The organism is Rossellomorea sp. NPDC077527, assembly GCF_044542955.1.
GTDB classification, from domain to species: Bacteria; Bacillota; Bacilli; order Bacillales; family Bacillaceae_B; genus Rossellomorea; species Rossellomorea aquimaris_E.
In genome coordinates this window covers 817,254-843,037 of sequence record NZ_JBITVL010000002.1, presented here as the reverse complement: position 1 = coordinate 843,037, position 25,784 = coordinate 817,254, and the positions used below count along the sequence as shown (strand labels likewise).

General features: G+C 44.7%; 21 protein-coding genes and 1 other annotated feature. Of the genes, 13 read left to right on the top strand and 8 right to left on the bottom strand.

Going from position 1 to position 25,784, the window contains the following annotated elements:
• Nucleotides 1-10: 10 nt before the first annotated feature.
• The 3 genes from ACIGG7_RS09475 to murC all read left to right on the top strand — a co-directional run bounded on the left by ACIGG7_RS09475 (nucleotide 11) and on the right by murC (nucleotide 3,253).
• Nucleotides 11-1,114, top strand: coding sequence for a nicotinate phosphoribosyltransferase (locus ACIGG7_RS09475; RefSeq protein WP_224939550.1), 1,104 nt, complete (start codon nucleotides 11-13; stop codon nucleotides 1,112-1,114).
• Nucleotides 1,115-1,122: 8 nt separating this feature from the next.
• On the top strand, nucleotides 1,123-1,773 hold the full coding sequence (locus ACIGG7_RS09470; protein WP_397549599.1) for a hypothetical protein: 651 nt from the start codon (nucleotides 1,123-1,125) through the stop codon (nucleotides 1,771-1,773).
• Nucleotides 1,774-1,933: 160 nt separating this feature from the next.
• A complete protein-coding gene (murC, locus tag ACIGG7_RS09465) occupies nucleotides 1,934-3,253 on the top strand; it encodes a UDP-N-acetylmuramate--L-alanine ligase (protein ID WP_224939552.1) in 1,320 nt (439 codons plus the stop codon).
• Between the two features lie 287 nt (nucleotides 3,254-3,540).
• On the opposite strand, the gene ACIGG7_RS09460 is transcribed toward murC, so the two are convergent.
• Complete coding sequence (locus ACIGG7_RS09460) at nucleotides 3,541-4,656, bottom strand: aminopeptidase (RefSeq protein ID WP_397549598.1); 1,116 nt, start codon at nucleotides 4,654-4,656, stop codon at nucleotides 3,541-3,543.
• A gap of 202 nt (nucleotides 4,657-4,858) precedes the next feature.
• Here ACIGG7_RS09460 and ACIGG7_RS09455 point away from each other — a divergent pair, with 202 nt between their 5' ends.
• The 4 genes from ACIGG7_RS09455 to ACIGG7_RS09440 all read left to right on the top strand — a co-directional run bounded on the left by ACIGG7_RS09455 (nucleotide 4,859) and on the right by ACIGG7_RS09440 (nucleotide 7,114).
• Nucleotides 4,859-5,380 carry a DUF948 domain-containing protein gene (locus tag ACIGG7_RS09455; protein ID WP_224939554.1) on the top strand — a complete coding sequence of 174 codons (522 nt, stop codon included), beginning with the start codon at nucleotides 4,859-4,861 and terminating at the stop codon, nucleotides 5,378-5,380.
• 16 nt (nucleotides 5,381-5,396) lie between these two features.
• Nucleotides 5,397-5,879 carry a YtxH domain-containing protein gene (locus ACIGG7_RS09450; RefSeq protein WP_224939555.1) on the top strand — a complete coding sequence of 161 codons (483 nt, stop codon included), beginning with the start codon at nucleotides 5,397-5,399 and terminating at the stop codon, nucleotides 5,877-5,879.
• Between the two features lie 94 nt (nucleotides 5,880-5,973).
• Nucleotides 5,974-6,288, top strand: a complete 315-nt coding sequence (ytxJ, locus tag ACIGG7_RS09445) for a bacillithiol system redox-active protein YtxJ (RefSeq protein ID WP_397549597.1) — start codon at nucleotides 5,974-5,976, stop codon at nucleotides 6,286-6,288.
• 280 nt (nucleotides 6,289-6,568) lie between these two features.
• Nucleotides 6,569-7,114 (top strand): YtxH domain-containing protein, encoded by a 546-nt coding sequence (locus ACIGG7_RS09440; protein WP_397549596.1) that lies wholly within the window; start codon nucleotides 6,569-6,571, stop codon nucleotides 7,112-7,114.
• Nucleotides 7,115-7,153: 39 nt separating this feature from the next.
• Here ACIGG7_RS09440 and ACIGG7_RS09435 read toward each other — a convergent pair whose 3' ends face one another.
• Nucleotides 7,154-9,310, bottom strand: coding sequence for a cell division FtsA domain-containing protein (locus tag ACIGG7_RS09435; protein WP_397549595.1), 2,157 nt, complete (start codon nucleotides 9,308-9,310; stop codon nucleotides 7,154-7,156).
• Nucleotides 9,311-9,514: 204 nt separating this feature from the next.
• Between ACIGG7_RS09435 and ACIGG7_RS09430 the strand changes: the two genes are divergently transcribed.
• The 4 genes from ACIGG7_RS09430 to motS all read left to right on the top strand — a co-directional run bounded on the left by ACIGG7_RS09430 (nucleotide 9,515) and on the right by motS (nucleotide 13,785).
• Complete coding sequence (locus ACIGG7_RS09430) at nucleotides 9,515-10,591, top strand: bifunctional 3-deoxy-7-phosphoheptulonate synthase/chorismate mutase (protein WP_224939559.1); 1,077 nt, start codon at nucleotides 9,515-9,517, stop codon at nucleotides 10,589-10,591.
• A 595-nt stretch (nucleotides 10,592-11,186) separates the two neighbouring features.
• Complete coding sequence (gene ccpA / locus ACIGG7_RS09425) at nucleotides 11,187-12,185, top strand: catabolite control protein A (RefSeq protein ID WP_224939569.1); 999 nt, start codon at nucleotides 11,187-11,189, stop codon at nucleotides 12,183-12,185.
• A gap of 60 nt (nucleotides 12,186-12,245) precedes the next feature.
• Entirely contained in the window at nucleotides 12,246-13,061 is an 816-nt protein-coding gene (motP, locus tag ACIGG7_RS09420) for a flagellar motor protein MotP (RefSeq protein WP_397549594.1), read from the top strand.
• Nucleotides 13,051-13,785, top strand: coding sequence for a flagellar motor protein MotS (gene motS / locus ACIGG7_RS09415; RefSeq protein ID WP_397549593.1), 735 nt, complete (start codon nucleotides 13,051-13,053; stop codon nucleotides 13,783-13,785). Before motP ends, motS begins: the two co-directional genes overlap by 11 nt.
• Nucleotides 13,786-13,828: 43 nt before the next feature.
• Here motS and ACIGG7_RS09410 read toward each other — a convergent pair whose 3' ends face one another.
• The 4 genes from ACIGG7_RS09410 to ACIGG7_RS09395 form a co-directional block, all read right to left on the bottom strand.
• Nucleotides 13,829-14,935 (bottom strand): hypothetical protein, encoded by a 1,107-nt coding sequence (locus tag ACIGG7_RS09410; RefSeq protein WP_397549592.1) that lies wholly within the window; start codon nucleotides 14,933-14,935, stop codon nucleotides 13,829-13,831.
• A gap of 404 nt (nucleotides 14,936-15,339) precedes the next feature.
• Nucleotides 15,340-16,515: an acetoin utilization protein AcuC gene (locus ACIGG7_RS09405; RefSeq protein ID WP_397549686.1), complete on the bottom strand. Its 1,176-nt coding sequence runs from the start codon at nucleotides 16,513-16,515 to the stop codon at nucleotides 15,340-15,342.
• The gene (locus ACIGG7_RS09400) at nucleotides 16,512-17,159 is read right to left on the bottom strand and encodes an acetoin utilization AcuB family protein (protein WP_224939573.1); all 648 of its coding nucleotides are present in this window, start codon (nucleotides 17,157-17,159) and stop codon (nucleotides 16,512-16,514) included. The genes ACIGG7_RS09405 and ACIGG7_RS09400 overlap by 4 nt, the downstream gene beginning before the upstream one ends.
• Before the next feature lie 30 nt (nucleotides 17,160-17,189).
• Entirely contained in the window at nucleotides 17,190-17,822 is a 633-nt protein-coding gene (locus ACIGG7_RS09395; RefSeq protein ID WP_224939574.1) for a GNAT family N-acetyltransferase, read from the bottom strand.
• Nucleotides 17,823-18,075: 253 nt separating this feature from the next.
• On the opposite strand from ACIGG7_RS09395, the gene acsA reads away from it, so the two are divergent.
• Complete coding sequence (gene acsA / locus ACIGG7_RS09390) at nucleotides 18,076-19,794, top strand: acetate--CoA ligase (RefSeq protein ID WP_397549591.1); 1,719 nt, start codon at nucleotides 18,076-18,078, stop codon at nucleotides 19,792-19,794.
• Nucleotides 19,795-20,065: 271 nt separating this feature from the next.
• On the opposite strand, the gene ACIGG7_RS09385 is transcribed toward acsA, so the two are convergent.
• A complete protein-coding gene (locus tag ACIGG7_RS09385; protein WP_397549590.1) occupies nucleotides 20,066-23,011 on the bottom strand; it encodes a transglycosylase domain-containing protein in 2,946 nt (981 codons plus the stop codon).
• A 178-nt stretch (nucleotides 23,012-23,189) separates the two neighbouring features.
• Nucleotides 23,190-23,400: a binding site (T-box leader), on the top strand.
• A 54-nt stretch (nucleotides 23,401-23,454) separates the two neighbouring features.
• Here ACIGG7_RS09385 and tyrS point away from each other — a divergent pair.
• Complete coding sequence (gene tyrS, locus ACIGG7_RS09380) at nucleotides 23,455-24,717, top strand: tyrosine--tRNA ligase (protein ID WP_397549589.1); 1,263 nt, start codon at nucleotides 23,455-23,457, stop codon at nucleotides 24,715-24,717.
• A gap of 432 nt (nucleotides 24,718-25,149) precedes the next feature.
• Here the strand turns inward: tyrS and rpsD are convergent, their stop codons facing one another.
• A complete protein-coding gene (gene rpsD / locus ACIGG7_RS09375) occupies nucleotides 25,150-25,752 on the bottom strand; it encodes a 30S ribosomal protein S4 (RefSeq protein WP_397549588.1) in 603 nt (200 codons plus the stop codon).
• Between the last annotated feature and the right edge of the window lie 32 nt (nucleotides 25,753-25,784).

Genomic DNA, 25,784 nt, shown 5'->3' with positions numbered 1-25,784 from the left:
AGCTTTAAGAATGAAAGAAATAGAATTGAAACTTCAAGGAAAACTCAACAGGTTGACCAATCATACATTCAAGTTTGACGAAAGAATCAAGGATGGCTGGTTTTCAGCTGTCTATTTTTTGAAAACGAAGGAAATCGCCAAGAAGAAAAAGCCGGATGCATATGTCACTATGCAATTTTTTCAAAAGACTCACGCCGTGATATGCGGAACCGATGAAGTCATCGCCCTTCTGCATACATTCGCTGATAACCCGGAGAATCTTGAAATCCATTCCTTAAAGGATGGAGACCAGATCTCTCCGTTTGAAACGGTACTGACCATCAAGGGGCGATACCAGGACTTTGGTTATTTAGAAGGCATCATCGACGGCATCCTTGCCAGAAGAACATCCGTGGCGACGAGTGTTTACAATGTCATGAAAGCCGCTTCCCTTTCCGGGAAACAAAAGCCCGTCATCTTTATGGGTGACCGAGATGATCACTTCACGCAGCAGGCGGGAGACGGTTATGCAGCCTTCATCGGGGGATCCACAGCCCAGGCGACTCACGCCATGAACGAATGGTGGGGAAAGAAAGGGATGGGGACCATGCCACATGCCCTCATCCAATTATTCAACGGTGACATTGTCGAGGCAACGAAAGCGTACAAGGAAACATTTCCTGAAGACGAGCTTATCGCCCTTGTCGACTACAATAATGACGTCATTACTGACTCATTAAAGGTCGCGAGAGAGTTTGGATCGGAATTAAAAGGGGTAAGGGTAGATACATCAAGAATGATGATCGATAAATATTTCCTCAGGAATCAGCACGTGCTTGGAACCTTTGATCCACGCGGGGTCAATATGCAGTTGATCAATGCATTGAGAGACGCTTTGGACGAAGAAGGATACCATCACGTTAAGATTGTGGTATCAGGTGGTTTTAACGAAGACCGCATCCGTCAGTTTGAGGAAAATCAAGTTCCTGTCGATATGTACGGAGTGGGAAGCAGCCTTCTCAAGATCCACGTCGGGTTTACAGGTGACAATGTCGTCATTGATGGTTCTCCTGAAGCGAAGGCAGGAAGAAAGCTTCGTCCGAACCCCCGTCTGGAAAAAGTAGAATTCGAATAGGTGAGAACATGCAGGAAAGCACGTTAGATCTTGAGCGATTCAGACAAAAAAAACAGAAGATCGCAGAAGAACAGGTACAAGATCTCTACCGGAAAGCGTTTGAATACGCGCTCAAGGAAACAAATATAAGGGAAAAGGTGCGGGCGAAGATGATCTTCTCCAATCGTTTCCTTCACCAAGATCAGACTCGTTTAGCCGGAAGAGTGGAGAAATTATTTCAAGAATGGTTTTTGTTCGACTATAAGACCATCAAGGGACAAACTCTATTCTTTCAATTTCTTCAGTCATATCCGCTTCATGAATCAGCGAAACTACTCGGTGCCGTTGTATTGACGGCAGCCTGGGAACCCGTCACAGTGAAGGAAAAGGATGGAGTGATCCTCCGCTGTCAGCATCTCATCCATGGAGATGAGGTCTCTGTTAAAATCAACCCTGATTGTCTGGAAAAGGAAATCCATGAAGGACAGTCCTTTTTCGTGAGGAAAGTCCCTCTCGTCGTACATGAGTGGATCTTAGGTCCTGTTTTTCCTGTGCATTCCGAGGACATACGGGAAAAACTTAAAGATCACTACGGTCAAATGAATCAAGAAACTGGGGTATTATGGAGAACATTTTTGAAAGAAGAAGCCCCAAACTTTATTCTACCCAGTCTTTCATAGCTTGTGCATGGTCAGGCATTTTAAAAAATGATATAATGTTTCAAGTTGAAGAAAGTTCGCTTTCTTCTATACTCAGAATATCGAAAGCGAAAGACCGATGGCAAAATAAATATTGATTTCATATAATGCTTTTAGATAGACGATTGTTGGAGGTTCTATTATGACGATATATCATTTCGTAGGAATTAAGGGGTCGGGCATGAGTGCGTTAGCCCAAATACTCCACGATATGGACTACGAGGTCCAAGGATCTGACGTAGATAAGTATTTCTTTACACAGAAAGCCCTGGATGAATCAAATATAAAAATTCTCCCTTTCCAAAAAGAAAACATTGGAGGGGATATGCACGTGATCGCAGGGAATGCATTCCCTGATACCCATGAAGAAATCCAAGAAGCTGTGGAACAAGGACTGCCTGTGACCAGATATCATAAATTCCTTGGTGACTTCATGCAGAAATTCACAAGCGTAGCCGTGACGGGCGCACATGGAAAAACGTCCACGACCGGACTGTTGGCACATGTCATCAGTGGGGCAAAGCCCACTTCCTTCCTGATCGGGGATGGAACGGGTAAAGGAGAAGTCGATGCTCAATATTTTGTATTCGAAGCATGCGAATACCGCCGTCACTTCCTATCCTACTTCCCGGATTACGCCATCATGACGAACATCGATTTCGATCATCCCGACTATTTTGCCAACGTGGATGACGTCTTCTCTGCGTTCCAGGAGATGGCCATGCAGGTGAAAAAAGGAATCATTGCATGCGGAGATGACGAGCAGCTGCAAAAGATCCAGGCTCAGGTCCCAGTAGTATTCTACGGCTTCGCCGAGGAAAATGACTTCCAGGCGAGAAACGTATCAAGGGACAGTTCAGGTACTTCATTCGATGTGTTTGTCCGTAATGAGTTTTATGCTGCATTCAAAATCCCTACATTCGGCGACCATAACATCATGAATGCTCTGTCCGTCATTGCGATCTGTCACTATGAGGAACTCGATACAGCTGTCGTACAGGAACGTTTAAGCACATTTAAAGGAGTCAAACGCCGTTTCTCCGAAAAAGAAGTGGGCACGCAGATCCTGATTGATGACTACGCTCATCATCCGACTGAAATCAAGGCAACCGTTGACTCGGCCAGACAGAAATATCCTGAAAAAGAAATCATCGCGGTCTTCCAGCCGCACACATTTACACGTACGCAAACCTTCCTTTCTGAGTTTGCTGAAACATTGAGTCTTTCAGACAAAGTGTACCTTTGTGAAATCTTTGGTTCTGCCCGTGAAAACCATGGGAAACTTTCCATCCATGATCTAGAGAGCAAGATTGAAGGATGCGAAATCATCGATGAACAAGACACGACTGCCTTGCTCAAGCATGAAAATGCCGTCCTTATTTTCATGGGGGCAGGAGACATTCAGAAATTCCAGCAGGCGTATGAAGAGACGCTTGGGGCACAAGTGAAGGAAGAAAAATAAATGGAGAAACCGGTTCTTATGGGAACCGGTTTTTTTGTTTTTGTCTGATAGTGGGGAATTAACAGGAGAAGAAGGGTCGGGATTTAACAGGTAAAATTGGGTGAAAGTTCAGCAGGAGAACATGCGTCGAAATTCAGCAGGTGAAAATGCGTCGAAAATCAACAGTTGAAATCAGACAAAAATTCAACAGGAGAATTCCCAACAAAAATCACCTGTCAAAACCAAGAGATACAGAAACAAAACCACAAAAAAACCACCATCATTCATCATGACGGTGGCTCTCATTCTTACTTCAAATTCTCCGGATTCAACACTTCAAGTTCTTCCACGACAAATCTTCCGTCTTTACGGATCAGGACATCGTCGAAATAAATTTCGCCTCCACCGTACTCAGGACGCTGGATCATCACCATGTCCCAGTGGATGTTGGAGTGATTTCCATTATAGGCTTCTTCGTAACATTCACCAGGTGTGAAGTGGAAGCTGCCGTCGATCTTTTCGTCAAAAAGGATGTCCTGCATCGGGTGCTGAATGAACGGATTCACACCAATGGCGAATTCCCCTACATATCTTGCCCCTTCATCTGTATCAAAGATTTTGTTGATTCGATCGGTATCGTTTGCCGTAGCTTCCACAATCTTACCTTCTTTGAATGTCAACTTCACATTTTCGAAAGTGAATCCATTGTAAGGAGATGGTGTATTGTAGGAAATGACGCCATTTACGGAATCTTTCACTGGTGCGCTGTACACTTCGCCATCAGGAATGTTCAGACGTCCTGCACATTTCACGGCTGGGATGTCCTTGATGGAGAATGAAAGGTCCGTCCCTTCTCCTACAAGGCGGACTTTGTCTGTTTTATTCATGAGTTCAACGAGGTTATCCATGGCTTTGTCCATTTTGCTGTAGTCCAGGTTGCATACGTCGAAGTAGAAGTCTTCGAACCCTTCTGTGCTCATGTTTGCAAGCTGTGCCATAGATGTAGTCGGATAGCGGAGTACAACCCATTTTTTCTTAGGAACTCGAATTTCTCTATGTACTTTCTTCCCGATTGTATTGCCGTGGATCTTCATCTTTTCGTCAGGGACATCGGATTGTTCGCTGATGTTGTCACCTGCACGCAAACCGATGTATGCATCCATCTGCTCCATGACGTTCGCTTCGAAGCTTGCGATCATATCGTATTGCTCTTCCTGTGCTCCCATTAATAATGCACGGTCTACTGCGTGGTCTTTGATGGATACGAATGGATATCCCCCGACCTTATAAGCTTCTTTCACAAGTGCCGTCACTAGTTCGCGCTGCAAGCCGAAGTTTTCAATCAATACTTTTTCTCCCGGCTGTAATTGAACAGAATATTGAATTAAATTTTTAGCCAGTTTTTCAATGCGTGGATCTTTCATTCGATCTTCCCCCTTGTTTGTGGTCAGTATTATTGTACCCTAAAATGTTGTGGGATGAGAGAGCCGAAATGAGAAATGCTCCTCCAAGTGAATATTTTTTTATTTTTCATGCAGGAAAATTCCTAACGAAGGAGAAATACTAGTATAATGTTTAATTGTTCATCATAAGGGTAAAGAATTTTTATACATGGAGGTGTGGCATATGGAAATAATTCTTTATCTGAGCGTTGCTGTAATAGCCGTTGCATTTTTTATTTTAGTTTTGAGTGTCATGAAGACTTTGAAGTCACTCGGCTCAACCTTGGACAGTGTTTCTACGACATTGACCGGCCTTGAGAGCCAGCTTCAAGGAGTAACAAAGGAATCTACAGAACTACTACATAAAACAAATTTATTGGCTGAGGATATCCAGAAGAAATCCGAGGATCTAAACACGGTTGTTTATGCGGTAAGGGATGTAGGGCATTCCATCCAGAACCTTAATAACTCAGTGAAGAAGGTAAGCACATCCATTTCAACCGAACTGGAGCGTAACCAGGGTAAGATTTCACAAGTGGTTCAATGGGGTAATGCATTTATTGAGTTAAAGGACAAATGGAAACAAAAACAGGAAAAACAGCCAACACAACCTGATGTTGCTGAGGTAGCTGTTCCAAACCAAGCATCCAAGGAAGTTCGATCTCGAGAAAAATTAGTTAAAAGAGCAAGATCTTATAACAATTAGAGAGGGGAATTTTTACATGACTCAACAGTACAATCAAAACCAGAACCAAAATCAGGCAAACGACAGCAACAACATCAACTCAAAGGATTTCATGATCGGAACATTGATCGGGGGAATCGTAGGAGCTGCAACGGCCCTATTACTCGCTCCTAAATCCGGTAAAGACCTTCGCCACGATATCAATGAGCAGGCTGGCGTCCTGAAAGAAAAGACAGGTCAGTGGAAGGACACGGCTGTTGAGAAGAGCAATGAGTTTGCCGCAGTCGCGAAAGAAAAATCTTCTGCCCTTACAAAATCAGTACAAGAGCAATCCAATAATGTGGTTGGGAAGCTAAAAACATACCGTTCCAACAATAAAGAGCTGGAGGAAACAACAGATGAGCTGCAAGCTGTTCCTGTAGGTGAAACTTCACCTGTCGAAGAAACAGAAGACGTGAATCAAAAGCTCGAGGAAACGAAAAAGGCATTCGATGAAACTGAAAAATCATACAATCAGTAATGATTGATTCCAGGGACGGTGAAGTGATATGATTACTTCACCGTTTTTTTGTTGGGTAAAAATCAACTACAGTTTCAAGGAAAGGAAGATATAGATGAAAAAGATTGAAACCGTTCAGGAGTTTGAACAACTATCCGAAACCAATTCACGATTCTTCTTCATGAAACACAGCTTGACTTGTCCGGTAAGCTCCAGTGCTTTTAAAGAATACCAGTCATTTCTGAACAAGCATGAAGAGGAAGAAGGATATTATCTAGCCGTTCAAGAGTCGAGAGAATTGTCCCATCATATTGCTGAGAAATACGGCATCAGGCACGAATCTCCCCAAGCCTTCCTGTTTATCGATGGAAAACCAGGTTGGAACGCTTCCCATTGGAAGATTACCGAAAGTGAATTGGATAAGCTATAAGGAAATGGACTCTGATTTCATCAGGGTCTTTTTTTATTGTAAACAGAGTTGAGAAAGGGGAAGTGGTTAATTGTAGCAAGCGCTTTTTCACCCTGTCATCCAAAATTTGTTGAGAGGATGGGGAGGACTGCCTCGACTCTGTGAGAGGACATTTGTAAATCAAGGCATGTAAAACAACTGGATTTGATAATTTTTGGTAATTTCGTCCTCTACGTTTATTCCTCTTCCTACAGGGAAAGTAACTTGTAAGAATAAAAAACGATAAATGGAGGATCGATTCATGACACAACCTGTACCTTATGAAACCGGGACAAGAAATACGACGAAAGTGAAAAGTCAAAGAAATGGAAAGCTTGTGAAGGGGATGGTCGTGGGAGCCGTCGTTGGTGGAGCCATTGCCATGCTGGATAAAACCACGAGAAAGAACGTCACTTCCAGAACATCAGACATGAAGGATTCCACAATGGATATGATAGAGAAAGTGAAAGAGAATCCTTCAGGAGTCGTGAATGACTGGCAGGACCGCTTGAAATCAGCGACGGGTGTGTTGAAGGAAGCGATTAGCGACGCTCAGAGCCTGTATGAAAAGGTGAATGATGATGTGATAGATCAAGTGAATCAAATAAAGGATGATTCATCGGAAATGATTGCCACTACGAAAGAAGCGGCAGAAGAATTGAAGGACATTGGCGGCAAAGTGAAAGAGGCTGGGGAAGAAGTGACGGGGGAATCAGAGAACATGACAAGTTCTACCTCCACTGAAGAAGACAACACCATTCATCCGACGAACCGTACGAGCTCCATACCTGGACAAGTTGGATCATAATAAAAAAACTGGCGTAATCGCCAGTTTTTTTGGTTTCTATCATCGTGATCCTTGAGGCCAGAGGATTTCCAGTTGATCTCCCTGTTGAATGTCTTCATAAAAAGTCGTTTCCACGCCATTTTTCAAAAGAATGAAGTTTCCGTTCGAGTGAGAGGGCATGTTGATTTCCACTGCATTAAATAGATCCTGAAAAATAAATGAGCCCGTTTGCTGTTCTTCTATTTCAATTGAATCACCGGAGTATAAACGATCGTCCATTCCGAGCTTAGTGCCGTTCCGTGTGATTCGGCTGCTCTCTTTCGTAAGGAATACTTCTTCCCCGTTAAACGTGATCCTGATTGCCGTTTCCGTGGTGAGCTGCTTTTTGACGAGAAGATCCTTTACGGTAGGGGTGATAGCTGATTTGAATGATATGACGTCACCATCCTTGATCTTTGCCGAAAGTTTAGTCTCCATACCGTGTATGAACACCTTCCCGCTATAAACAGGGAAGAACGTCTCTACACCATTGATGGAAATGCGAAAAGGTTTGATACCCTCCAGCCAATCATGATAGCCGACATGGGTCAGCAGATCCATTAAGGTATCGATCCATTCGATTCGAATCACATCACGATCCTGGATGATCTCGTCCATTGATCCAGTCTGATTGTCTCTGAACACGAGGGGAGTAAACAGATGCGGTTTCCCGTCTAGGACAATATGTTTGGATGAAGAGGTATCAACCAGCTCGCCAATCGTAACCTTCGGCGAAGAACCGTCCACCCCTTTATGGACTGTGATCCGGTCATGGTTCTGGATCGTTTCATCTAGTTCACTCGGCATGCCGTTTTTCTCAATGAGTGGAGGCTGACCGTGACCGCCGGGCAATGTGATGTCCTGACCATTGACGGTTACAAAGAACGCCTTCCCCGGTGTTCCATGGTATTTGGTTAATTTTAGACCAGCTGCCAGGATGCAGTCGCCAACGGTCAGATCCTTTACTTCGAATAACCTTACAGGCTGGTCGTTCACATACGCTGTCACATATTGAACAGGTGCCTGCTTCGCTGCAATGGCGATTCCGATCGGTGTGACAAGCTCCGGACCTTTTTTTACGTCATCCGATAAGGTGACATTTTGAATCGCCTCCACGCCTCTGACAGCTGCACGATTGTGAGGCAGTTCAAGGAATGAAGCCAGTCGGCCGGGCAGTTCGGGCGTCAAGCTTCCTCCTCCTACGAGCATAACGGCCTGTGGGGGTTTTCCGTTGTTCAAACGAAGGATTTCCTTTGAAATCTCTCCGGAGAGCCGGTCCACAGCCGGTGAGATTTTCGCTATCACTTCTTGTGAAGGGAGGTTCGTTTCAAAGCCGAGAATATCGGTGACTGTAATCTCTTCAGAGGACTGAAGGGCCCTCTTTGCCTGTTCTGCCAGTGGGAAGTCCAGCAATAATTCATTGCTGATCGCTTCCGTTATTTCGTCTCCCGCAGTCGGGACCATCCCGTAAGCGATAACGGTCCCCATATTGGTGATGGCAATATCGGATGTTCCCGCACCAATATCCACGAGTGCAACGTTCAGGCGTCGCATGGACTCGGGAATAAGGACATTAATGGCTGCAATGGGCTCCAGTGTCAAGGCTTCCATCTCCAAATCGGCACGATTCAGTGCAGCGATCAGGGAATCGACAACCACACGCGGAAGGAAGGTAGCGATGATCTCGACGCTCGCTTCATCCCCTTGCTGATCGATGAGACTTCCGATCTCCTCTCCATCTAACCGGTAGAAGAGGACGGAATAACCAACACAGTAATAATGGTAGCCCTTCGCATCATGTTCATGTTCGGCAGCTAATGCCTGTGCCTGTTGAACGGCACTTAATTCCAGATGCAGGATATCATTTTTCTGAAGTAGGGGTTTACCCTTGATATTGGACGAGGCAAGAGCCGTTTCCGTTTTAAGGGCCCGTCCAGCTGCTGCGACGCACACTTTATGAAGGGGGCCGTGTTTTGTTTCCAATTGTTTCTTGATGGAGGAAATGACCTCCGCCACGGCGGGAACATCATGAATTTGTCCATCGAGCATGGCTCTCTTCTTATGTTCTTCTATCAATATATCTGAAACTTGAAATATTCCGTCTATTTCTTCTAAAATAATACCTACAACGGATCGGGTTCCGATGTCTAATGCAAAGATTTTTTGCTTTTTTTTCAATTCGTGTTCACCCACTTTAGCCTATTCTCATACTATACTAAATACTTTAGTGCTTAAAAGCGTCTAACTAATAAAGAATTTTGTCGTGACATTTTAGATCTGTTCTATTATAATAAGTTTCAATATCAAAAATGTATCATACTTTCTTAAAACTATAACAGTTTTTACGTATGAACAGGATAAAAAAAGAAAGGGTGCTGTATTGTGAGTAATCAAGAGCTCGATCAATTACGAAAACAAGTCGACGAGATGAACTTAAAACTATTAGAAACCATCAATGAACGTGCTAAACTCGTTCAGGAAATCGGGCGTGTCAAGGAGACTCAAGGAGTATACCGCTATGATCCTGTTCGTGAAAGAGGCATGCTTGATCTGATCAAGGAAAATAACGATGGTCCATTTGAACATTCGACCATTGAACATATCTTCAAAGAGATCTTCAAAGCCGGTCTTGAACTGCAAAAAGACGATCATCGTAAAGCATTGCTCGTTTCCCGTAAAAAGAAACCGGATGATACAATCGTCAATATTAACGGAGATGCGATTGGAGATGGAAAACCACACTTCATTTTCGGACCATGTGCCGTTGAATCTTACGAACAAGTGGCGGAAGTGGCGAAAGCCGTTAAAGCAAAAGGATTGAAATTGCTTCGAGGCGGAGCGTTCAAACCGAGAACATCACCATATGACTTCCAGGGCCTTGGAATTGAAGGCTTAAAAATTCTTAAAAAAGTGGCAGACGAATACGATTTGGCTGTAGTCAGTGAAATCGTAAACCCTGCTGATATCGAACCGGCATTAGAATACATCGACGTCATTCAAATCGGTGCAAGAAACATGCAGAACTTTGAACTGCTTAAAGCAGCGGGTTCCGTGAAAAAACCTGTATTGCTTAAGCGTGGTTTAGCGGCGACGATCGATGAATTCATCAATGCTGCCGAATATATCATCTCACAAGGAAACGGCGACATCATCCTATGTGAGCGTGGAATTCGTACGTATGAAAAAGCGACAAGAAATACACTGGATATTTCAGCGGTGCCAATCCTTAAGAAGGAAACGCATCTACCGGTATTCGTGGATGTTACGCACTCTACAGGACGCAGGGATCTATTGCTTCCAACGGCTAAAGCGGCAATTGCCGTCGGAGCTGATGGAGTCATGGCAGAAGTTCATCCTGATCCTGCCGTAGCGTTATCCGACTCTGCTCAACAAATGGATCTGGATCAATTCGATCATTTCTACCAGGAGTTGTTGAAGGGCAGAACGATAGAAGTATAATAGTTGAAAGGCTGAATCCTTTTTAGAGGGGATTCAGCTTTTTTTATGGTTAAAATGAAGTGCAGCCTATGCGGACTAGTACGGGTATCGGCGAAAATTTCATTTTAACGGCGAAATCTAGGAAATAACGGCGGAAATTTTATTTTAACGGCGAAATCCAGGATATAACGGCGAAAATTTCGTATTAACGGCGAAATCCAGAATATATCAGCGGAAATTTCGTTTTAACGGCGAAATTCAAGATATAACGGCGAAATTCCAATTTTATCAGCGAAATCCAAGATATATCAGCGAAAATCCAAATATAACGGCGAAACCCAGGCACCCCCCATACCCATACATTCAAAAATACCCCCACCCAACTCCCCACTAATATGCTATAATAATCTTTTTGCATAAATAAAAGCCCGCTCATTGCAGGAATATGAAGACTATCGTATGATTATCTACATAATTGCAGATAAATAACCTATATAAACACTAATGTGAACATAAATATGTGCATTTTTTAACAAACTATTGTAATCGCTTTTTTCTTTAGGTTTAATTGGTGTAGAATAAGGTAAATGAGTAGAAGAGTAAAGGAGTGTTAGCTATGAACGTGACAATATATGATGTAGCAAGAGAAGCCAATGTATCGATGGCGACGGTTTCCCGTGTTGTTAACGGAAATCCGAATGTAAAGCCGGCAACGAGAAAGAAGGTATTGGAGGTCATCGATCGCCTTGGATACCGTCCGAATGCAGTAGCAAGAGGGCTTGCGAGTAAGAAGACGACGACGGTTGGGGTTATCATCCCTGATATTTCGAACATTTTCTATGCTGAATTGGCACGCGGGATTGAAGATATCGCGACAATGTATAAATACAATATCATTTTAAGCAACTCGGATCAGAATGCCGAGAAGGAGCTTCATCTCTTGAATACGATGCTTGGAAAGCAAGTGGACGGCATCCTGTTCCTTGGGGGACACATTTCAGAAGAGCATGTTCAGGAGTTTGAACGTTCTCCGGTACCAATCGTATTGGCGGGTGCAGTGGAAGAAACGAACAAGATCCCTTCTGTGAATATCGATTACAAGGCAGCGTCCTTTGACGCAGTGACGGATCTGCTTGAGAAGGGTCACAAGCGCATCGGATTCGTAAGCGGTCCGTTCCACGATACGATCAATATGAAATTCAAGCTGGAAGGATACAGGGAAGCTCTTGCCAAGGCAGGCGTAGAATACAGCGATGACCTTGTCGTTGAAGGTGAATATACGTATGACTCAGGCCTGGAAGCATGGCAGAAGTTCTCTGAGCTTTCGGACAAGCCGACAGCCATTTTCGTCGGAAATGATGAAACGGCTCTTGGTGTCGTTCACGGTGCTCAGGATCAAAACGTTTCCATCCCGGAAGAAGTAGAGGTCATCAGCTTCGATAATACACGATTAGCGCTTATGGTAAGACCTCAACTGACTTCTGTCGTACAGCCTTTATACGATATCGGGGCAGTGGCCATGAGATTATTAACGAAATATATGAACAAAGAAACAGTCGACGAATCGACGGTTGTTCTTCCTCATCGACTTGAGCACCGCAACTCAACAAAATAAGAAGTTTGTCGATATAAAGGACAAAGACAAACAGAACTTAATTTTGTAGGGAGAGTCAAAATGAAAAAGCTTGATGTTCTTACACCAATCGGGGTTGTAGTAGGGTTTCTATTCGTTGCATTCGCCATCATATCGAATGCAGGAGTGACCGGCTTCAGTTCCTTCATCGATCTTCCGTCCATGCTTGTGGTCATCGGCGGATTGATTGCGGCCATGCTGGTCAGCTTTTCGATCAGGGAATTGAAGCAACTTGGTAAAGTAATGAGGGAATCCTTTCGTGATGTGGAGTACGATCTTCACGATCTGATCCGGACGTTTGTAACACTATCAGAAAAAGCAAGACGTGAAGGCCTTCTATCACTTGAGGCAGAAGTAGAAGCAGTCGAGGATCCTTTCATTCGGAAGGGAGTCCTGCTCGCCGTCGATGGAGTCGAGCAGGACGTCATCGTCGATATTATGAATGCTGAGATCATCGCGTTAGAAGAGCGGCATCGTAAAAATAAGAGTTTACTCGATAAGGCTGGAGAGTATGCGCCTGCCTGGGGGATGATCGGTACGTTGATCGGTCTCGTCTTAATGTTGAAGAATCTGAATGATCCTTCTTCATTAGGGCCGAATATGGCGATTGCCCTGCTGACGACACTGTATGGCTCGTTGCTTGCCAATCTTGTGTTCCTGCCCATGGCATCCAAGCTTGCGATGAAGACAGAGAAAGAAGTATTCATGAAGCAGATCGTCATTGAAGGGGTCATCGGGGTACAGTCCGGTCAAAATCCTAAAATATTGGAAGAAAAATTAAGTGTTTTCTTATCACAGGAAGAATTACAGTTGTACTCTCTCAAGAGAAATGAAGGGACATTAGAAGATGAAGCGTAGGAGAAGACCAGCATCAGAGCCTAAAGGAGCTCCAAAATGGATGGTTACGTTTTCTGATTTGATTACTCTTATTCTTGTATTCTTCATTCTATTATTCTCCATGTCTCAAATTGATATCGTGAAATTCAGGACCATCGCTGATTCGTTTCAGCAGAGGCAGATCCTTGAGTTTTATCCTTCTGTCATTCCTTTTGATGATCCGTCTGCAGAACCTGAAATGGAATCAGATGACTCACAACAGCAGGGAAGTGAGGATGATCAGGATTTAAACGCGCTACTTTCAAATATTCAAAGCTATTTGAAGGAAAATAAATTGAATGACGTTATTGTAGCAACCAGAACGGAACGTGGAGTCGTGCTTGTACTCCAGGAGCAGGCACTGTTTGACTCAGGTGAGGCAACGGTCCTTCCGGCTGCCTATCCGTTTTTAAATAAAGTGGGCGATTTATTAACAAGGATCCCGAATTTTGTAAAAGTGGAAGGACACACGGATAACCGTCCGATCGATACATACCGGTTCCCGTCAAACTGGGAGCTCTCGTCTGCAAGGGCCAGCAGTGTAATCCGATACTTAACGAAAACCGAGAACCTGGATCCAACGCGGTTCATTGCTGTCGGATATGGGGATACTCGTCCGATTGCACCGAATGATACAAGTGAAAATCTCCAAAAAAACAGGCGTGTCGAAATCATCATCACCGATCCTGAATTTGAGGAACAATAAAAAAAGCAAGGACTTCTCCGATGGAGGTCCTTGCTTTTTTACATTATTGATAGTTGATGACGGCTGGGCTTGGATCCATTTTCAGCACCTCTTCAGGTGTAAGGACAGGTACGTCTTTTTCATAGAAAATTTTGAATGCACCATACTGTGCCGGTTCATCACGAATGTATCTCCGGTAGAGGGCCTGCTTATCCGCAGCTGCTCCCCACCCGTCAAAGTTAATGGCGACTTCAACGTTTTCGGTCGGTTCGATCGCATCTTTATTGAACAAGACGGGGCCGGTGAATTGGTGAACGAGGACCAATTTATCCGGGAGGTTGTTCTTTTCGGCAAGGTCAGAGATATACTCGACTGCCTCCTGAATGTCCCGACCATCTACTTCACCGAGATCCTCTCCAGGCTTTTCTCCTTGTGCTACATGGAATTCCGTATCAATCGCCAGGTGGACGTTCGGGTGCTTAAGCCATTTCTCCACCATTTTCACCTGATTCATGACCGTATCCGTTCCAAGTTGAATATCAAGTAAAACGAGTGCATCATGCTTCTCGGCAAGCTTCACGTACGTTTCAATATTTTCCTCAGACGTCATCTGCACATAATCTCCATCTTTCCCCGGTGCACTCTGGGCCATGGTGGTAATCAATTCGATCGTCGGTACCGCAGGACGTTCAGGATCTAGGTCCGAATAGACCTGAGCTTGTTCTTTTAGCTTCTTTATGTATTCTTCAGGTTCCAGCTGGCCAAGGATCCCCATATGTTTTGATGCGGGTGTCCCGTAATAGGTAACCAGACGGTGATCTTTTAATGGGCCATCAGATAAATCTTCCATCTCGGTTGATAGAGTTTCACCAAAAGGCACCTTACGCTCTGGCTGTTCCTTTTGCCCCTCTTGAACTGGCTGAGTCTGGGACTCTTTAGTGAGAGTTTCCTTCAGTGATACAGCACCTTCTGTCGGTTCAAGGGGTTTATAAGGCTGTTCAGGCTCTTCAGGCTGTTGTTCTTTTTCAGGTGCCTTTTGTTTTTCCTTCTCCACGCTAGATTTCTGTTCTGAAGACGTTTCTTCTTTTTCTTTTTCCTTCGTCGCAGTTTGGGAGGAACAGGCTCCCAGCATGAGCGATACAGTTAATATTATCGGCAAATATTTTTTCATTGCCTCACACATCCTTTTTTCTTAGAAGATTATGGAGGAGTTTAACACATTTTCCTGTACAAGAAAGCTATGTAAACAAATTGATAGATTAATTTAATCAGAAAGTAAGTGCCAAGCCCCTGGTACATTATGGAGGGCTTGGCACTTATTCTATCATTCTTCCAATTTAACTGTACATGATGACGGCTTGCTCTTCAAGCTTAGAAGGTGAATGATCCAAAAGATGGTCAAATCTTCTTATGTTTGTCGTCCCAGGGCGAGCCCCTTCCGCTTTTCTGTTGTCCAGCTCCGGCGGCTAGCCCCTCGAGGTCATAAGTCAAACCAACCAAAAAGGCAAAAAGCGCCTTTCCGGTTGGTTCGCCTTATGCTTGTCGGACCTGACCAAGCCGCCTCCGCTTTTCTGTTTAACTAGTTGGTTTTTGTCTCATTTGCTGCCGAATGGAATAAAGGGCTTTTTCAACGGTCTGTTTATTCTTTTCAGTGATTTCATCTTTCCTCGGTATTGGCTTGTAGATGTCAGGGGCGTCCGTCCATTGTGTTGGTAAGGGGACTCCTGCTTTATTCTGCCAACGTTCAATCCATTTGTCAGGGAAGGAAGAGGTGTGGTCCATCCGGCCGGTCATTTCCAGCCATATCAGACTCCACGCTCTCGGCACGACCCGCCATATGTCATAGCCTCCGCCACCAACGGCAATCCATTTCCCGTCGCAATACTCATGTGCTAGTTCATGTGCGATGCGGGGGATTTCCCGGTAAATATCCATGGTGGCCGAAAGATGGGTAAGGGGATCATAATAGTGTGCATCTGCCCCGTTCTGGGTCAGGATGACGTCGGGCTTGAAGTATTCCATCACTTCCCGGAAAGACGTTTCATACGCATCGAGCCACGATTCATTTTCGGTGAAGGCATCGAGAGGGATATTGAATGAATACCCGTAGCCTTTTCCGTGACCGCGCTCATTAATGTTGCCTGTCCCGGGGAAGAGGTATCGCCCAGTCTCATGAATGGACAGGGTGCAGACAGTCGGATCGTCATAGAATGACCACTGAACCCCGTCTCCATGATGGGCATCGGTATCAACATACAGAACTCTTGCCCCGTATTTTTCCTGTAGATAGCGGATGGCTACGGAGCTGTCGTTATAAATACAGAAGCCCGATGCCTTTCCTTTGAAGCCGTGATGCAAACCGCCCCCGAGATGAAGGGCATGCTTTGCTTTACCGGTCATGACCTGATCTACTGCCGTCAACGTACCCCCAACTAAATAGGCACTCGCTTCATGCATGCCTTGAAACATCGGGGTATCCTCTGTTCCGATTCCGAATCCTTCAGCCTGGTCTTGAGAAAGCTGGCCTGAACTTGCTCTCCTGACAGCGTTTACATAGCTTGGATCATGATTAAGGAATAACTCTTCATCTGTAGCCATCCTCGGGGGGACGATCTCATCCGGTTGAAGGGCATTCACTTCTTTCAGCAAATCCATCGTCAACGTGATCCGGGTTTGATTGAAGGGATGCTCATCAGAGAACCGGTACCCGAGGAGCTCATCTGAATAGATAAAGACCGCATCCTTGGTCATGATGAGATTCCCGGCATGTTTGGCCATAACACGTCATATCCTTCTTTCTTAAGATCGCTGATCACGTTCATCGGATTCATTGTCCGTACCCGGAATACAAGGATTTTAAATGCTTCGTCCTTTTTATCCGGATAAACGAGGACGCTCTGGATATTGGAATTGTTCCGTCTGATGATTCCTGCCACTTCATAGAGGATGCCCGCCTTATGGGGGACCTTCACTTCGATTTGAGAGCCGGGCTGATGGGCGCCGGTCAATTGGATAAGCGTATACAGCAGGTCTGTTTCGGTAATGATCCCGACGAGTTTGTTCTCCTTCAGGATCGGAAGGCAGCTGATATGATGCTCATAAAAAAGAGCCGCGACCTCTTCGACGAAATCCAGTGGATGTCCCGTGATCACTTCCGTCTTCATGATGAATTTAAGAGGGTTTTGTAACTCGGATGTACTTGGCCCATCATGAAAAATGGAAGGCGTCCCGTCCTTCACATCACGGTCGCTCACGATTCCGACGACTTCCATATCGTCATTGGTGATCGGGATGTGCTTGATTTTTTTGTCCCGCATCAATTTGATGGCCGATTCAATCGTATCGTCGGCTTTCAATGTTTCGATTGTCGTTTTCATTATTTCTTCTACAATCACGTTCTCCACCCCTTCTAGAAAACTGTTACGTTAATACATGAAACGATTCATAAACCGCAGCTGGTCGAAGCGTTGAATGGAATCTGCATCCACCCTTTTTCCGATCCTCGCCATTAAACAATTTGCCGGATGGGAGCTGATTTCAGGGTCATCGGTTGCATAATATTCCAATCCGCCGGCGTTCATCATCTTCTCCATCACTTTCCGGTATTCCCATACGTTCAAACCGGTTCCTTTGAGGTCCCAGTGCCAGTAATATTCAGTTGTAATGACGATGAAGTCTTCCATATGATCATCCATCATGGATACCTTTAATAGATTCTTTCCGACGGCCGCCCCGCGGAATTTAGGAATGACTTCGATGGCACCAAGCTCGATCAGATTCTCCATTTTTCCCTGTGACCAACGTTCAAGGGGATCAGGATATAAATATGTAACATACCCGACGATCGTATGATTGTCCCTGGCAATCAGGATTCGCCCTTCTGGTAAACTAGCGATTTCTACAAGTGCTTTGTGCTGCTGGGCAGGAGGTCTGAAAGCGACCAGGTCCTCATGGAAATCAAGACGGGATAATTCTTCCGCCGAAATCGGACCTTCAATAATGATGTTTCCTTTTGACGTTTTTAATTCTGTTGCATTATAGGTTTTTTTCAATTTCATCTGGACACCACCTAAAGATATTCCTCCATTTCATTATACATGAAATTAAAAAAGAGAGAGCGCTTTCACGAAAAATTCAGACGTTTTGATGGGAGATGTTATTCTGGAATACCTATAGAAGACAGCATTCTAAAGGGGTTTTTAGCAAAAATCATCGAAATACACTACATGGCAGATTTTTTAAAAAATTGAGAAAATATCGGTTTTATACTATAATAAGATTGTAATTTCTTACATAAGGGGGATGCGGTATATGAAAGTGGAAGCGTTACCAGTGACAAAGGGAAACTATAATCTTGAAAACTATGAAAATACGTACGAATCATTCGATTGGAAAGACGTCGAGAAAGAATTTTCATGGGCGGAAACAGGTCGGGTCAATCTGGCACATGAAGCGATCGACCGACATGCAGTATCTTTCAGGAAAAATAAAGTCGCTCTTTATTACCGAGATGCAGAACGTGATGAAAAATATACGTACTCTGATATGAAGAAGATGTCGAATAAAGCTGGGAATGTATTAAAGCGATTCGGGGATGTTGAAAAAGGTGACCGTGTCTTCATCTTTATGCCGAGATCTCCTGAACTATATTTCTCCGTACTTGGGGCAATCAAACTGGGCGCTATCGTAGGTCCTTTATTTGAAGCTTTCATGGAAGGGGCCGTCCGGGATCGCCTGGAGGACAGTGAAGCAAAAGTACTGATCACCACTCCTGAACTGTTGAAGAGGGTACCCGTAAGTGAACTGCCGAATCTGAAGCATGTATTCCTAGTTGGCGAAGATATCGAGGAAGACGATGTTCATGTGGACTTTATGAGTAAATTTGCAGAAGCGAGCGATAAGCTTTCCGTCGAGTGGGTGGACCGGAACGATGGACTGATCCTTCACTATACATCAGGCTCGACAGGTAAGCCTAAAGGGGTCCTTCACGTTCATAACGCGATGATCCAACATTATCAAACGTCCAAATGGGTACTGGATCTTCAGGAAGAAGATGTGTACTGGTGTACGGCGGATCCAGGCTGGGTCACAGGGACTTCGTACGGTATTTTCGGTCCATGGCTGACAGGTGCCTCCAATGTCATCGTAGGGGGACGCTTCAAGCCCGAGAACTGGTATAAAACGATTGAAGACTATGGTGTGACGGTCTGGTACAGTGCACCGACTGCCTTTAGAATGCTGATGGGTGCAGGGGATGAAGTCGTAAAGCAATTCGACCTGAGCTCGCTTCGTCACATCCTGAGCGTAGGAGAACCGTTAAATCCGGAGGTCGTCCGTTGGGGGATGAAAGTCTTCAACCTTCGCATCCATGATACGTGGTGGATGACAGAAACAGGCGGACAGTTGATCTGTAACTATCCGAGCTTGGAGATCAAACCAGGCTCCATGGGGAAACCATTCCCTGGTATCAAAGCCGCGATCGTCGATGACCAAGGAAATGAAGTGGCTCCTTACAGAATGGGTAACCTGGCTATCAAAAAAGGCTGGCCATCGATGATGAACCAGATCTGGAATAACCCTCAGAAGTATGAATCATACTTTATGCCGGGCGACTGGTATGTGTCAGGGGATTCTGCTTACATGGATGAAGACGGATACTTCTGGTTCCAGGGCCGGATTGATGATGTCATCATGACGTCCGGAGAAAGGGTAGGTCCTTTCGAAGTGGAGAGTAAGCTCGTTGAACATCCGGCTGTCGCTGAAGCAGGTGTCATCGGGAAGCCTGATCCAGTCCGTGGTGAAGTGATCAAAGCATTCATCGCCCTTCGCGACGGATATGAAGTGACAGACGAACTCAAGGAAGAAATCCGCCAGTTTGTGAAAAAAGGGTTAGCAGCCCACGCGGCACCTAGGGAAATCGAATTCCGCGACAAACTGCCGAAAACACGAAGCGGAAAAATCATGCGCCGCGTCTTGAAGGCATGGGAGTTAGACCTGCCTACAGGTGATTTGAGTACGATGGAAGATTAATAGATGGACCCCTGCTCTTGATGAGTGGGGGTTTTTTTGTTGTGGGGAAGAGGGAGAGGAGGGAGTAGAGGTGGTCGGTTTATGTCGAATGGCAGATAAATCGGGAAATTGGCAGATAAAAATAAAAAATGGCAGATAACCTGAATTTTCGGCAGATATATCGTAAATATGGCAGATAAATCTCCCAAACGGCACGAATACCCCATCACCGCCTAATCACACAAACAAAAAAGAGGGAAACGTCATCACGTTTCCCTCTTTTCAACACGATTTAGTTCTGCGCTGGTGGTTCACCCGGTTCTGTCGGCGGTTCTGTTCCGCCATCGCCTCCTCCGCCGTCACCGCCGCCATCATCCTCTGGTGGTGGTGGCTCTGGTTTGTCCGGCTTGTCCGGTTTTGGCGGGGGATCAGTTGGTTTGTCCCCAGGCGGTTTCGGATCTGTACCCGGTTTTTCCGGTTTAGGATCCGGTTTCGGTGTTCCAATTTGTACCGTGTTGGAATGAGCGGACTCTTTGCCTGCTACATCGACTGCAACAACAAAGTATTCACCATTTCCAACGGATACAGCATAACTGGATCCGGACTTGACGCTTCCGACCTTACTGCCGGATGTGCTGTAAACGCGGTATCCGACGACATCGCCGCTTGCAGAAGCTGTCCAGGTTATTTTGTTACCGTTACCGCTTGCTTTGACGGTTCCTGGAGCAGCTCCGTCATCAGAAATCTTGTTTTCCGCGATAAGGACATTTTTAAATCGTTCATCCCCATCCGGAATCAGTTTATCCGGATCTCCAGGTACAGAACCAAAGATGTTTTTCACAAAGTCAGGGTTTAAGATGACTCCAGGCTGTGAAAACTCTTCAGGTGTATTTGGCAGAGCCAAGTATTTCTTTCCGTTCACCATCACGTATCGGCTCATGAGTAAGCTGTCATCCGTTTTGGTTGGGACATATTTTGCATTGAATAAATCACTCTTTACGAGTCCTGCCTGACTGCAAGCTTCTGATGGAAGCAGTCCAGAGATCGAACAGAAGGACCTTCTAACAACTCCTTCAGGTTGCTGGAATGATGCATCGGGATCGATGAGATCTGGAGCCAGGTCTCGAACATCATTCAGTAAATAAGACCATAAACGGATATTACGTAATCCGTAATGCCCGTATTGAGCTCTGGATGCAGCTGTATTCAAGGACGAAGGTGTGTCGTAACCGAACCAGGTCCCGAAGGTGATGCTCGGATTCGTTGCCACAAACCAGTGGTCTTTGTAATCCTGACTCGTTCCGGATTTACCGGCCCAGTCCGAACTGAAATTCAAGAATGTTTTAGCATATCGTCCGGTACCAAGGTTATGATCCAGTGTATCCCTCATCATATCAATGGTTAAGTAGGCGGTTTGCGGACTGAAGACATCCACCGGGTCTACCTTGTGCTCATAGACGACCGTGCCATCTTTATCGACGATTTTATCAATCATGAACGCATCGATGAATTTTCCACCATTTGCGAACGTCGTGTAGGCATTCACGTTTTCTTCGACGGTGACACCCGTCGTGGTTGCCCCGAGAGTAAGGGACAGGTTATTGTCATACCTGCTTGAAAGGGAAGTGAATCCCATTTTCAGTAGAAACTCTTTAAATGGATTCCGGTTATAAATATTCGCATACGTTCTTACGGCAGGAATATTCAAGGATTCTGCCAGGGCGAACCTTGCAGGGAAAAGTCCGCGCTCTCTGAACGAGTAGTTTTCCGGTTGCCAGCCATTGATGTTGACAGCAACATCAGGAATAGGTGAACCTGGTGAAATATAACCGTATTCCAATGCAGGCGCATACGCGAGCAAAGGTTTCATAGTAGATCCGTTTGATCGATGTGATTGTGTGGCATGGTTGATCTGTTCCAATTTGAAATCACGTCCGCCGATGAAGCTGATGATGCGGCCCGTTTTATTCTCAATCATCACGGCGCCAACTTGAACCGGCTGGGGCACTTCTACATCTTCACCTGTTTCAGGGTCTTTTTTCGTGATGGTTTTTGTAGGCCCGTACATATCATATGCGTCTTTGGTTTTCTGCATTTGATCATAAATCTTCTTGTTGATGGTCGAGTGAATTTCATACCCGCTTTGACGGACATTGCGGTCAGCCAAAGTATGGTACTTGTCTTCAAGCTCATCATTGTTCTCGAGATCCTGTTCAGAGTAACCATCTTTTTTGGCAAGAACATTTTTCATGATATCCACTGCCCGGCTTTCAAGTTCGGCAGTCAGCCATGGATATTGCTCCTGTGGTGATGGCTTCGGCTTTACAAAATCTTTTGAGATATCATACGCAACGGCATCATCATATTGCTTTTGCGTAATATATCCTTCACGGTGCATCCGGTAGAGGACCGTGTTTTTACGGTTCATCCCAGCTTCGAGGTTCTCTTTCACTTCTCCGTTATTCTTAAATGGTGTGTAAGAGAATGGAGCCTGTGGAAGACCGGCAATGAAAGCTGCCTGTGGCAGGGACAAATCCTTTGCTTCCACTCCGAAAATTCCTTTAGCAGCCGATTGAACGCCTGCGATGTTTTGACCGGAAGAATTTCTTCCCAGAGTCGCCACATTCAGATAGGCTTCCAGGATTTCATCTTTATCAAAAAATCTTTCCAATCGAAGAGCGAGAAGGATTTCTTTCGCCTTTCTCTCAAATGATACTTCATTCGTGAGGATTTGGTTTTTGATCAGCTGTTGAGTGAGTGTACTTCCGCCCGATTGGGTAGAGGAATTCGTGAATTCCTGTAGTACGGCACGCATGATCGCTTTCGGTACGACACCGTTATGTTCGTTGAAGTATTCATCTTCAGTGGCAATGACGGCATGTTGAAGATCTTCCGAAATATCTTCAAGCTTTACTTCTTCACGTTCCAGGTCTGTCCGAAGCTTCCCCAGATACACGTCATCAGAGAAGTAAAGACGTGAGGTTTCCTCATAGTTGTAGATGTCCTTTTTCATTTGGTCATAAGGACGGATCGGTTCTTCCTTGACGAGTGAAGCGAAATAACCCGCTCCGACTCCTCCTGCAAAGGCAAACCCCAATACAAAAATTACGACCACGATCAGTGACAGGTTCCAGAATACTCCATATGTAATTCTTGCTCGTTTTTGAAATCTAGTATTTGAAAAGAACCTGATTGCAGGGTCTATTTTTTCGAGAAATTTGTTCCATTTTTCCTTCATATATCATTCCCCCCAGAACATTCCCATTATAGCATAATAACAGGAAGACTGTCGTAAAAAGTCAAATAAAATGGACTTTTGTTTCGCGTTTAGTTGACTATTATTTTGGAATATGGTAAAAACCTAGTATAGTGAAATGAATGATAATCCGTCATAAATTCGGATTTCTGTACAAAACATAAACGCAATGAGAGGAATAAGTAGTCTGCCTTCCCTGTTATGAAGAGAGTCAGTGGTTGCTGTGAACTGACACAAATGGCCGATGAATTACATCCTGGAGCTTTTGCTGTGAACTTGATAGTAGCAGCAAACGGTGAAAGCCGTTATCTTGAATGAGTGAAGGATGTTATTCCTTAATTTGGGTGGTACCGCGCGACAGCGTCCCTGCATATATGCAGGGACTTTTTTGTTGTTTACTTGTTTATCTAAAGGAGGAAAAAGAGATGGATTTACTTAAAGACTTGGAATGGCGTGGGATCACGTATCAGCAAACAGATGCAGAAGGATTGAAGGATTTATTGAATAAAGAAAGCATTTCGATTTACTGCGGAATCGATCCGACAGCGGACAGCATGCACATCGGGCATCTGCTGCCATTCCTGACGCTTCGCCGCTTCCAGAATAAAGGGCACCGTCCTCTTGTGTTAGTTGGAGGGGCAACGGGCTTGATCGGAGACCCGAGCGGGAAAAATGAAGAGCGTAAACTGCAGACCGTGGAAGCAATCCAGGGGAATGTGGAAAGCATTAAAGGACAGCTCCAAAGCATCTTTGATTTCGAAGGGGAAAACGGTGCCGTCATGGTGAATAACTATGACTGGATCGGAGCGATGGATGTCGTGACATTCCTTCGTGATTTCGGTAAGCATGTGGGTGTTAATTACATGCTGGCGAAAGATACGATCTCATCCCGTTTGGAATCAGGAATTTCATTCACTGAATTTACGTATACGATTCTACAAGCAATGGACTTCAATCACTTATACGATCACTACAATTGTAAGCTTCAGATCGGTGGAAGCGACCAGTGGGGGAATATCACGACTGGTCTTGAACTGATCAGACGTACACATGAGGAAGAGACGAAGGCATTTGGCTTCACGATTCCACTGGTAACGAAAGCTGACGGAAGTAAATTCGGAAAAACGGAAAGCGGAGCAGTTTGGCTCGATCCGAAGAAGACGTCTCCGTACGAGTTCTATCAATTCTGGATCAATGCGGCCGACGCGGATGTGATGAAATACTTGAAGTACTTCACATTCCTTTCTCACGAAGAAATCGATGCGCTTGCTGCTTCCGTTGAAACAGAGCCTCATCTTCGAAAGGCACAAAAGACGCTTGCTGAAGAAATGACAAAGCAGATCCACGGGGAAGAAGCGCTTGATCAGGCGATCCGTATCACTCAAGCTTTATTCAGCGGAGAGATCAAGTCATTATCAGCTTCTGAAATAATGGAAGGATTCAAAGATGTCCCATCCTTTGAACAATCAAAAGGGGAAGAAATCGGATTGATCGATCTACTCGTCAATGCGAAAATCTCCCCATCGAAGCGTCAGGCACGTGAAGATGTAGGGAACGGTGCCATTTACATCAATGGAGAGCGTATAACTGATCTTCAGCATGTAATGGGTGAAGGTGATATGATCGAAGGACAATTTACGATCATCCGCCGCGGAAAGAAGAAATATTTCAGAGTTCAGTACGTATAATAGAAAATAAAATCTATCAGTGCGGTATCCGTTTCTCTTTTTGTGGAGCGGGTGCCGTACTTTTTTTGTGTGGGGAAAAGTCCGAATTGAAAATAAAAGTGTTAGATTTGAAAATAAAGTTGAGAAATTGAATTAAAAGTGTTGGATTTGAAAATATATGCTTCTCCTACCCTTAAAGTAAAAAGCTCTTCTGGCAAAGATTTTTCTTATTCATGTACAGACTATAGTTAGCTCTGTGATTTAGGTTATGCCGGAGGGTGATGAAAGTGTTGACAGAGCAAAATGGTTCAGAAATATCAATTAAGGGAGAGTAGTGGCCTGTTAACTTTAATTGTCAACCACTACTCGCTACATTCAGAAGTAACAATGTTATGAAAATAGCCATACAAAAAAACACTGCCCATAAAATGGACAGTGTCTCTTTCACAAAGATTAACGAGAGTAGAACTCAACGATAAGAGCTTCGTTAATTTCAGCTGGTAATTCAGAACGCTCAGGAACGCGTGTGAAAGTACCTTCTAATTTGTCAGCATCGAAAGTTAGGAATTCAGGAACAAAGCTGTTCACTTCCATCGCTTCTTTGATGATGTCAAGGTTACGTGATTTTTCACGAACTGAGATTGTTTGACCAGGAAGAACGCGGAATGAAGGGATGTCTACGCGAGATCCGTTCACTGTAATGTGACCGTGGTTAACAAGTTGACGTGCTTGACGACGAGTACGAGCAAGACCTAAACGATAAACAACGTTATCCAGGCGGCACTCAAGTAGCGCCATGAAGTTTTCACCGTGTTTACCTTGTAATTTGCCAGCTTGGTCAAATAGGTTACGGAATTGACGCTCAGTTACTCCGTACATGTGACGAAGTTTTTGCTTCTCTTGAAGTTGTAAACCGTACTCAGAGATTTTTTTACGTTGGTTAGGACCGTGTTGTCCTGGAGCGTAAGGACGCTTTTCTAATTCTTTACCCGTACCGCTTAGAGAGATTCCAAGACGACGAGATAATTTCCAGCTTGGGCCAGTATATCGAGCCATGAGAGACTCCTCCTTTATTGTTTTTATTTTGT